This window comes from Pseudomonas sp. RA_5y_Pfl1_P24 (genome assembly GCF_963970945.1).
Lineage (GTDB): Bacteria > Pseudomonadota > Gammaproteobacteria > Pseudomonadales > Pseudomonadaceae > Aquipseudomonas > Aquipseudomonas tritici.
The window spans coordinates 272,884-283,377 of record NZ_CAXAOJ010000004.1 but is presented as its reverse complement, the minus strand read 5'-3'; the positions used below and the strand labels follow the sequence as shown (position 1 = coordinate 283,377).

The following is a 10,494-nucleotide window of genomic DNA, read 5'->3' as shown; positions in this document are numbered from 1 at the left end:
GCGGAAGTGCGTATTCCGAAACTCCCAAAAACTCACTTAAGCTGCGTCTTGACCTCTTGTAGCAGAGCGTCCTGAGCCTCTACACCGCCCTCCCTAGTATATGCAGCAACCAGCAACGTCACAGGATGCACGCCAATTACGGCGGCAAGATCCTCTAGCTTTTCCAAGGTAGGGCACTTGAGCCCACGCTCCAACGTACTGAGATACGTCCGACTGCTAACCAAGGAAAAATCTTCCTGGGTGAGCCCCTTCTCAATTCGTATGCGCTTCAAGGTGAGACCGAAGGCTCGCTTCAATTCCATGGTTTTGTCCCACAAAACAGAAGATGAAGCGCTAGCGAGCCCTATAGAGCTACAATCTATAGGGCTCATTCATGGAACTTAAGCATGTTTCGTACGCATACCTCCACCTTGCTGGGATCGCCCGCCGTCGAGAGCGACTGTTTTCTTTGGGGCTGTATTGAGCACAGTCTCATCTTGCCATGGTTCTATGTCACTCTTGTAGGCGATGAAACCCAGACGACAACAATGCTTCAGGTGATGGACCCTAAGATTTTCATTGAATTACTGGAGCAACACCAAAAATCGCTACAGATAAAAGAAGTGCAACTTGTCACTCCACCGCACATAAATGGCGGCTCACTCTGGCAAATGGAAAAGCTTTTAGAGTTCTCTTATTGCCATGATTTAAAACTAGGCAGCTTTGAGCTTTATGAAGTCGAAGGCGGTTGCTTTTATACAAATCTAGAGCGAGATAAAACGTGCGACATTGCCGGCGCAGAGAAAACTATAGTATACCGAAGATCCATGCTGCAACATTGAGCACCAACACATTGAGTGGGCTACTACAAGACACCTCCTCAAAAAAATATTAACAGCCAAAACCAATAATACAAATTTCACCCACCTGACGTATCAGCAATTTTTCGACGGGATGACGCGGAGCTCTCGAAGTCGTGCCCGCATCCACTTTCCGTCATTTTGCATCTCCGACCTTAAGGAGACTAGTTCTTCAAACGTGAGACTCGAAATTTGAGCATAGATCGCATGATTAACCCTAGCTATCGTAGCAATATCAACAGAATGAAAAAAATTTGAAACCATAGATAAAGAGAAGCCCGTTCGGCAGACTATCTGGACCTGCGATAACTTTCGCGCAGCAAGCAGAAGAATATATGCATTGCATAATCCACGTATTGAATAGTCATTTATTCCTGAATCCGGGGATAATTCAGAAAGCTGGGCAAGACTTAGAACTATGATATTTTTCATACATCCCCCCTCAAAACACATGTTATTACAGATTCAAATCTCTTGACCGCACACCGCACCGCCTATCGTTTCAAGAATAGCATCATCCGAGGGGGATCTATGCTGCAGCATTGGACCTATTAGCTAGCGCGCTCAACGGCCATCGACACCCTACCTTTTAGGTTGGAACCCATCAAGGAATAGCAGCAGGCCCCTAGCGATTTCGCCGGGGGGGGGGACTCACGTACTCGTTATGGGAGATAGCTGAAAAGGCACTGCATTCGATTGGCGGCTTGTTCGAAGTTGAACACCTAGCAAGATACATGAACGACAGGGATCGCTGGTCGGATCTCTACGCGGCGGAAAAGGGGCCTTGGTGGTAATGGGCTTGATCCAGTCGGCACGCATGAGCAAGCACGATTCGCATGCCTATCCCAATGATATGCCGACTCAAATAGCAGGTGAGATCAGGTACTCCAGAAATACCCGTAAATACCTACCTGACTTACGTAAGATTAATTAACCATACACTTGCGAAGCTGCGAACTCACGACGATCAAAAGCAAGGTCGCCTCACCAACAATTACCCATCTAAGTCATTTATCAATACTTAGGAAATAACGAAGAAATTCAATTTTGGTCGCCACCAGTACGCTAGCCTTTGAGGAGTGCCCCCAAACAACCCCAGTTACACGAGAGTCCTCGGGGCGCCATTCTTTTCCTTGGCTTGTCACTTCGACATATCGAGTGTTCCAAACCAACGAACCACTCATTCCTGGCGGCTTAGGAAGCAATGGGTTTTTACCATCAAGTAAAACTGCATGTTCTGGGTTATAGGGTATTAAAAAATGATACTTGTCTATCGGTTTAGGTTCCTCATCAATCAACACGGTAGAGAAATCTCTCTCATGAGAAAATACTGCTAAGCCGCGGTGATGATGCTGGCCAAACCCGACTGCCGCGTCGTCCCCAGGAAATCCATAAATACAAAGATACTCGCCATCAACTGGCTCATGCCTTCTTGCGATCATTCCTATATCAACACACTTAGCCATATGCGGCACACGGTCCCAGTTTTTATCTGGAATGTGGTTAACAGCGATGTCAATCGGATATTTTTCTGAACTAAAAGCGCCGGGAATAGATATTGCGTGGCCAGCTCCAAATTGTGTCATAACAAGCATTGTGCCTTGTTCAACGCTAGCCACATGCTCGCATGTGAGCATTAGCCTGACTTCGTCCAAGTAAAGAAAGGAGCCGGTCCCATGGTGATCTCCGGGGGGGTCTCGATCATCACCAGGCTCGATTAGTGAAATAGCGCTGATAAAAGGATCTACAAAGGGCGGCAGCAACTGCTCAAGACGCTCGGGGAACGACATTAGCTAACTCCTGTATGACATCTGAAGGATCTTCTAAACATTAATCTACCGTTAAACAAGATGCTGCTTGTGCGCAAAAAACACTGATGCCAAGTAGACGCAGCCTTCAGCATTGGGAGTGGGTCATTTCCTTGTAATCGACGCGTCGACAAATGGGTTACTACCCTCCCCCCCCCCCGAAAGCCCACCAGTCACGAAATTGACGATGCCACAGATCTATCCGCAGACGATGACCGCCGACAAGTCACTGAGATTGCTCGGTTACGCGGTATACCGGTTTGGGGCTCACGAGCACCTTCAGCTCGATGCCGAAGAGATAATCATTAACTTCTATCCAGCGCTTTTTTTAACGCTACTCACTGCTGCCAGTTGATCTCAGAGCTACTTCGTAAGTTGCGCGTGGTCGGTTCGTCACCCACCGCTGCTGGAAATTAGGTTACGCCCATCTTGCTGGCATTGTAGAATCAGTCGCGAAGGGGTGGGTTTTTCCTCTCGTGCAAGCGAGGGCGGTTCTGATAATTAACAGCTTCGGCTGTTGGGCCTTGCCCACTGATCCCCTAGGGGATGTTCAACGGTACTCAAACCCTCCTGCCCCTTCGCCTTTTCTATGGAGAGATGTGAGTGAAAAAGGACGGCGTCTGGTTCACCTATAAAGCACGCATTCAGGCTCACAAGCGCCTGGAGTGGCTCGACTTTCACTCACAGCTTTTGCTGGTGTGGTACGCAATACTGAGTGCAGCACTCGGCGTGCTGACTATTAGGAACAGTGAGGTACTAGGCGCCAATACCGACATCATGGCGACCATTCTGTCGGTCGCTCTACTCGGCGTTTCACTCACTGTTACTAACCGCGACTTCCGAGCACGCGCCGCACAAATGCGCACGAACTACCTAGAGCTGCAAAAGCTCCATCGCCGGCTCCCTGACGAATCCCAAGATCCCAGGCCCACCGCTGAACAAATCGAGCGGTATGACGAGTTGCTTGCGGCCACTGAGAACCATCGTGAGATCGATGATCGAATTGCCCGCGTTTTTGCAACGGGACTCACAAGTAGATCACCTACGGCGTTCGAGAGCTTCGATGCTCTGTTATGGCTCACTTTGCGCTTTCTGATCACAGCAGTTCTTTATATTCTGCCGATAGCAGTAGGGCTTTACTCGTATTGGGCCAAGACATGAATGCTGCCCTTAGCTTTAAGAGACGTTTCTCTCGCAAAAGCTTGCAGGAAATCTACACCGACAAAATCAAGCTATCTGGAGCAATCGGGCTGGATCGCGTGAGGCCCGCGAATCTCGACAAAAATCTATCCGCCGAGCTGGATCACATCATCCAAAAGATTGGCCAATGCGCCTATCGATTCACGGCATACAAGGAAAAATTGATTCTCAAGGGGGCCTCGTCGCTTCCTAGGCAGATTTCCATCCCCACAGCTAGGGACAGAATTGTTTTAAGAGCCCTCTGTAACTGCCTCGCCGACGTATTCCCGACAGCCAAGCTAACCCTACCGCAAATCGTCATCGACGACCTCAAAGGTGCTCTCGACTCAGGCGCTTTCGCTGAATACGCAAAGATCGACCTAAAGACCTTCTACCCCAGCATTCCACACGAACTGATTACTAAAGCCACCAAAGCAAAGATCCGAAAGACAGAATTCAGACGCCTCATAATCGACGCCCTCACCACACCCACTGTCCCGGAATCCCGAGGTGGCAGAGATGTGGATCGACCAAGTGTCGGGGTACCACAGGGATTGGCTATCTCAAACGTCTTAGCTGAAATTGCTATGCAGGGCATCGATACCACTTTCCAGTCGCGACCAGGAATTTGGTATAAGCGATATGTAGATGACATCCTGATTTTAACTCCGGAAGGTGAGGCTCAGTCCACCGCGAATGAGCTGATTGTAGCCCTTAAGGCACTCAAGCTGAATCCGCACGACTTTGGCCCGGACTCTAAATCCAAGGTCGATGACTTGACCGAGCCTTTTAGTTTTCTGGGATATCAAATCGAAGGTGGCGAAATCTTGGTTCGCCGGGAGAGCATTCTTAGATTTGAAGGCTCAATAGCAAAGATTTTCACTGCCTATCGTCATAAGCTTCAAAGCGCTCGCAGTCGCGCAGATAAAGAGCGTGCACTCGCCTATTGCCAATGGAAGCTCAATCTCCGGATCACCGGCTGTATTTTTGAGGGCAAACGCCTTGGGTGGGCTGCGTACTTTTCGCAGATAACCAGCACCTCTCAGCTCCGAGCGATAAATCATACCATCAGCAAGCTGACTCACCGCTTCTGTCCACGAGGCGAGGTTCGCCCGAAGTCTCTTATCAAGACCTTCTATGAGCTGAAGCGGGGCTTAAGCGCAAACCATCGTTACATCCCTAACTTCGATGACCTGCACGTAGCTCAGAAGCGCCAGGTGCTTGAGATTTGGCTTGGCGCTGACGCCAGGCTTTTAAGCGATGCCGAGGTTGAGCGGCGGTTTGCGATCAAGATCAGTAAGGCGGTACGCGAACTGGAAGAGGATATTGCTCAAACATCTTAGCGATTTTCAGCTCTTGGGTCTGTAAAACGTTGAAGAATAACAGCAACACTCGTCCTTCATACCTGAATGACTATTGCTGCCAGCTAGGCAACCATGTACGGCAGATGACGCGATGGCGGCAGCGCTACTGACCAGCGGACACAAATTTATTGGCGTAGTTAAGGTATCGACAGTTTTTAGCGATTAAACTAGCTGGATGAAAAAGGTAGGGAATCATGGCTAGCGGCGAGCATTTAAAAGCGCTATTGCGCTCACATATCAAAGGAGATGACAGTCATTTCCTTGCCGTCGCTATGCAGATGGCTGCACACGAAGCCAAGCAAGGACATGGAAAGCTTGCTGAAGACTTACGCATGCTTATCGACTCTGCCCAGTCCAAGCGAAAGCCGATTCCGTCCGGACAACCGGTCCCCATTGGCCAACCCAGAGGGGAACTGAGCAATCTGCTATCTGTCTCTCTCCCGCAGACTCGTTTCTCAGAAATGATCTTAGACGACGCCACCCATGGACGGCTTGCACGCATCATCAGTGAACAGCGCAACTTCGAAAAAATACGTGCCCACGGCCTTTCACCGCGCCGTAAGTTGCTGCTGGTCGGCCCACCAGGAACGGGTAAAACAATGACGGCCTCGGCACTCGCTGGAGAACTCGGCATCCCCTTGTACATCGTGCGTCTTGATAGCCTGATAACCAAGTTCATGGGTGAGACAGCAGCCAAGCTTCGGCAGGTGTTCGATGCTATCCGAGACACTCGTGGGATTTACTTCTTCGACGAGTTTGACGCCATTGGATCTCAGCGTGGCCTTGCCAATGACGTTGGTGAGATTCGTCGTGTACTCAACAGCTTCTTGCAGATGATTGAGCAAGATCAGTCAAACAGCTTAATAATCGCAGCAACGAACCATCCGGAAATTCTCGACTATGCCTTGTTCCGGCGCTTTGATGATGTTATCGAGTACGGGCTACCTAACCAGGAACAGATTAAAGCCGTGCTGAGAACCCGGCTTGTTAATTTTTCGAAGTCGATAAAAAGCTGGGACAAGCTCACCACTGTAGCGAGCGGCCTGAGCTACGCGGAACTGGTTCGGGCAGCAGATGACGCAATTAAAGACGCGATCATTCATGATCGTGCTGAGGTAGACGCTAAGGACGTGGCAAAGCATCTCGAAGAACGTAAGGCTTTCCACGGAAGACAACGATTATAAGCCGGTAGAGCTTTTCGATGACGGAACCAAACGCAGGGCAGCGACGACACTTTCATTTACAACGCACAGGGCGACCGGAGCGATATCAATCAACGGCGTCCCCAACCCGCGAACCAATCTTCCCTCCACGCGAGCGAAGAGATCATGGGGCAAAGTTGCTGAGCCAACTGGAGCAATTCAGAGTACGAATGGCGGAGGCTGTTCAACTTCAGCGCTCTGAAGGTCAGGAAGGTGGCTTTGGCTTGCAACTTGAGTTTGTAAGTGAGCCTGGGTTTGAACTGGCATTTGAGGGGTTGGCCCGAGGTCAGCAGCGAATTGAGTTGTTGAATTTGCGTTACGACGGGGCAACTCAAACGCATTTCGCGACCGTGTTCGTTCCTGATGGAAAATTAAGCGCGTTTGAAGGACTGGTGACCCAGTATCTGGACGTCAACACCAGTAAAGGCGTTCCGCGTAATACACCTCTTCTAAACCCGATCCTTGAAATTCGAGCTGCAACTTTCAGCGCACTTTGGACTGATAGTCCTGGGGCTCTGCCAAGTTCTCCTGATGAGCCGATTTGGTGGGAATTCTGGTTACCCGCTCGCGATAACCAAGCCGCTGTTCTTCAGAGATTCCGCACGATTGCGGAAGTGCTTGAATTCCAGATTTCACATGAAGCGCTGATCTTTCCAGAGCGAACAGTCATAAACGTGTATGGCACACAAGCAGACATCAGCTCATCCATGGCGCTGCTGAATGAGGTTGCAGAAATACGCCGGGCCAAGGAAACGGCAGAGTTCTTCGACGCATTAAGCCCAGTTGAACAACGCGAATGGGTGGAGGAACTGCTCGAGCGTACCTCAGCCGGCGATGACAAGAGTGTTCGAATTTGCCTGATTGATACCGGCGTAAATCCCGGACACCCCCTACTGAGCAATCATATAGGAATGGCAGATCTGCACACTGTTGATGCCGAATGGGGAGTTCAAGATGACGTGGGCCATGGCACCGGCCTTGCTGGGATTGCCCTTTACGGCGATCTGATTGATCCACTGTCGGCTCAGGGCCCGGTCTCTATTTCTCACCGTGTCGAGTCCGTGAAGCTCTTACCTGGTGCTCAGTGCTACCAGCGCGAATCTTACGGTTCGTTGACCATGAACGCAGTTGCCCGGCCAGAAATCATCCAACCCAACATACAACGCGTATTCAACATGGCGATCACAAGCCTTGATGATCGTGACAAAGGTCGCCCTTCGGCGTGGTCGGCAGCAGTAGATCTTCTAACTTCCGATGCACTGGGTGGCCGCACACAGCCACGGTTGATGATTGTTTCGGCAGGCAACGCCGACACAGAACAATACCTCCGATACCCCTTCAGCAATCAATCTGATGGCATTCATGATCCCGGCCAATCATGGAACGCGATATGCGTGGGTGCTTATACCCAAAAGGTCACTCTAGATCCGCTGGTTGCAGGAGAATCTGCTCTTGCTGCCAATGGCAGTCTCAGCCCTTACAGCACCACGTCTTGTACTTGGACCAGAACACCTTGGCCATTGAAGCCGGATGTCGTCTTCGAGGGAGGAAATCTAGTTCGGGACGCTCACGGAATTTTCAGCCATACCTCTCTTTCGCTGCTGACAACATCACATCAACCTCAAAGTCGCCTGTTTTCAACCACATGGGCCACCAGTGCCGCATCTGCATTAGCTTCTCGTATGGCTGCTCAGATCTCTTCTGCATATCCACAGATTTGGCCGGAGACAGTACGTGCATTAGTGGTGCATTCCGCCGAGTGGACGGAGCGGATGAAGGCCGACTTTCTCGCAGGCGATGCCAAGTCAGACTATGAAGCACTGGTTCGCACCTGTGGTTTTGGTGTCCCTGACATAGGTAGGGCCTTGTGGAGCGCGTCCAACTCTTTGACCTTGGTGGTGGAAGACTCTCTTCGCCCATTCACCAGACAAGGATCCAAACCCGCAACAGCTCGTGACATGCATCTCCACCTACTTCCCTGGCCGCATCAGGAGTTGCTGAATCTCGGAAACGAGGATGTCGAGATGCGTGTAACCCTTTCTTACTTCGTTGAGCCAAATCCTGGCGTGGCGGAACGTGGAATCAAAGGGCGCTATCGATATGAATCCCATGGGTTACGATTCGAGGTCAGCCGATCTGGCGAGGATGCGACAGTGTTCCGTCAACGCATCAACAAACGCGCCCGAGAAGAAGATGATGAAGCCCCCTACCTCAGTAGTCCCTCCGACTCGCGTTGGCTGATAGGCACCCGGGGTCGCCACAAGGGGTCACTCCACTCAGACATCTGGCAAGGACCTGCCTCTGATCTGGCTGGGTTGGGAATGATCGGTATTTATCCAGCGCCAGGCTGGTGGAAAACCTTGGTCAAACAGCGGCGCTTTAACGATGACGTGAGATACAGCCTTGTCGTATCGATCAAGACACAACAAATGGAGGTCGATCTGTACAACGCCGTCGACGTCGCAATTACCAATGCGACAGCAATTGTGACGTGAGGTAGTGCGCGCCTTAATGTCCAGCGGTTTGAGCTGAAGGGGCGCTAGCACCCTTTTGGCTCAACCAAATTGGATAACATAACGGCTTGCGATAAACCGCATGCAAATCAATTAGGGTGGTGAACATGGAAGGAACGGTTGAAACACAGGCCGAAGATAGGCGACGCGCGTGGAGTTACAACGGTGCAGTGGAGGCTGGCTTCGAGCCTCAATCCTACTCCTGGAAGGACCTTCCGGTAGGGGTGTTGGTTGCTCGACTCGACTTTAAAATTTGGTCGAATAAAACAGCCGCCGGCTGTCTTGGATGCTACTTCACGTCGCTTGTTGATGGTCGCAGGTATCAACTCTCCGCATTCCGTCCTTACAGATCGACCTCACGACGATACTCACCGACAGACGAGGGTATTGATTTTTCACAACCAGGACTTGATGGCCAGACCTTTTTATTGGAGGTAGGTAAATCCGCGAACGGAAAGATCAAATGGCTTTCCGCGGAGTTCCAGGAATAGCTCTAAAAGCGCCCAAGTCGGCAACAATGCGGCCGTAATGCTGCATATATATCTGCCCGACGTACGGCTCATTTTTGAGAATGAAGCCAAACAAACTGGCCCTTTAATACGAACTTTCATGTCCCGACCTATAAAAACTCGGCAAACAAGGATGAGCTAATGGCTGACTACTTCAGTGATCGTGAGCGAGGCCCCCGCCCTAGAACGGAACAAAAAATAGGGCAGGTCGCATGGGTTGGCATCGTCACAATTGTAGATGTGCTTGCCCAGCAGGGGGCATTTGGACGTAGCTTCCCAGAGCGATGCCCTGATGGAACCGACATATGTGGTAACAACGATCTATCCCTGAGAAGAGCCATTGAAGCTGAACTCGACGGTTTAACTTGGCCGCTGCCGACTGAGCATAAGATCGAAGATGACATGTTCTTCCACAAGAGCGAACCATGGCATCCAGACACTTTGATTGCTCTAGATCTCGTAGAGTTTGTGTGGCGCACAGTAGCTCAACCCATCACCGGCTCTTACCACAGCTATCATCGGCATCATCATCTCACCTTTGATGAAGAAGTTGGACGTAATACATTTCGCGAGGATGTGAACCGGGTTCTCGCACGTAATGGCCTTGCCTACGAGCTCAAGTCCGACGGTAAAGTCCGGCGTGTATTGCCCGCTTTGATTGGTGAGGCCTTGTCACGGCCCTACCTCCGGACCGGTGATTCAACCCTGGACGTCATGCTGGAAGAGAGCCGTATCAAGTTCTCTGATCCCAACCCTTTGATCCGCCGCGAGGCGCTAGAGCGACTCTTCGATTCTTGGGAGCGAGTGAAGTCTCTCGCCCATACGGATAAGGCGAAGTCGATTACTATCATCCTAGACAACTGTGCAACCGAAAAAGGGTTTCGCGCACTGCTCGAAAAAGAGGCTCGCGAGCTTACTGCGATCGCCAATAGTTACTTGTTGCGTCATCATGAGGTCGGACAGGAGCCAGTGATTGATGTCCAGCACGTGGACTATTTGTTTCACCGCCTATTTGCGATGCTTGAATTAGTCATTCGCAAGAACGCCCCTACCTAATGTCGCACGCGACCGGGGTTAATC

At 50.7% G+C, this 10,494-nt stretch carries 9 protein-coding genes and 1 pseudogene; 8 read left to right on the top strand and 2 right to left on the bottom strand.

Annotation, left to right across the window (positions count from 1 at the left end):
* Positions 1 to 32: 32 nt before the first annotated feature.
* Complete coding sequence (locus AACY30_RS08215) at positions 33 to 302, bottom strand: helix-turn-helix domain-containing protein (protein ID WP_201191790.1); 270 nt, start codon at positions 300 to 302, stop codon at positions 33 to 35.
* An 84-nt stretch (positions 303 to 386) separates the two neighbouring features.
* Here AACY30_RS08215 and AACY30_RS08210 point away from each other — a divergent pair, with 84 nt between their 5' ends.
* Together AACY30_RS08210 and AACY30_RS27385 are read left to right on the top strand one after the other, a co-directional pair.
* Complete coding sequence (locus tag AACY30_RS08210; RefSeq protein ID WP_339540133.1) at positions 387 to 821, top strand: hypothetical protein; 435 nt, start codon at positions 387 to 389, stop codon at positions 819 to 821.
* Positions 822 to 1,507: 686 nt separating this feature from the next.
* Positions 1,508 to 1,773 (top strand): annotated as a pseudogene (locus AACY30_RS27385) (hypothetical protein); the annotation flags it as partial.
* 73 nt (positions 1,774 to 1,846) lie between these two features.
* Here AACY30_RS27385 and AACY30_RS08205 read toward each other — a convergent pair.
* Positions 1,847 to 2,629, bottom strand: coding sequence for a hypothetical protein (locus AACY30_RS08205; protein WP_339540132.1), 783 nt, complete (start codon positions 2,627 to 2,629; stop codon positions 1,847 to 1,849).
* Positions 2,630 to 3,250: 621 nt separating this feature from the next.
* Here AACY30_RS08205 and AACY30_RS08200 point away from each other — a divergent pair.
* The 6 genes from AACY30_RS08200 (at position 3,251) to AACY30_RS08175 (ending at position 10,470) form a co-directional block, all read left to right on the top strand.
* Entirely contained in the window at positions 3,251 to 3,808 is a 558-nt protein-coding gene (locus tag AACY30_RS08200; protein WP_339540131.1) for an SLATT domain-containing protein, read from the top strand.
* Positions 3,805 to 5,169 carry an RNA-directed DNA polymerase gene (locus AACY30_RS08195; protein ID WP_339540130.1) on the top strand — a complete coding sequence of 455 codons (1,365 nt, stop codon included), beginning with the start codon at positions 3,805 to 3,807 and terminating at the stop codon, positions 5,167 to 5,169. Before AACY30_RS08200 ends, AACY30_RS08195 begins: the two co-directional genes overlap by 4 nt.
* 215 nt (positions 5,170 to 5,384) lie before the next feature.
* The gene (locus AACY30_RS08190; protein WP_339540129.1) at positions 5,385 to 6,374 is read left to right on the top strand and encodes an AAA family ATPase; all 990 of its coding nucleotides are present in this window, start codon (positions 5,385 to 5,387) and stop codon (positions 6,372 to 6,374) included.
* A 155-nt stretch (positions 6,375 to 6,529) separates the two neighbouring features.
* The gene (locus tag AACY30_RS08185) at positions 6,530 to 8,887 is read left to right on the top strand and encodes a S8 family peptidase (protein WP_339540128.1); all 2,358 of its coding nucleotides are present in this window, start codon (positions 6,530 to 6,532) and stop codon (positions 8,885 to 8,887) included.
* Positions 8,888 to 9,012: 125 nt separating this feature from the next.
* The gene (locus AACY30_RS08180; RefSeq protein WP_339540127.1) at positions 9,013 to 9,396 is read left to right on the top strand and encodes a hypothetical protein; all 384 of its coding nucleotides are present in this window, start codon (positions 9,013 to 9,015) and stop codon (positions 9,394 to 9,396) included.
* Between the two features lie 159 nt (positions 9,397 to 9,555).
* The gene (locus tag AACY30_RS08175; protein WP_339540126.1) at positions 9,556 to 10,470 is read left to right on the top strand and encodes an AbiJ-NTD4 domain-containing protein; all 915 of its coding nucleotides are present in this window, start codon (positions 9,556 to 9,558) and stop codon (positions 10,468 to 10,470) included.
* Positions 10,471 to 10,494 lie beyond the last annotated feature (24 nt).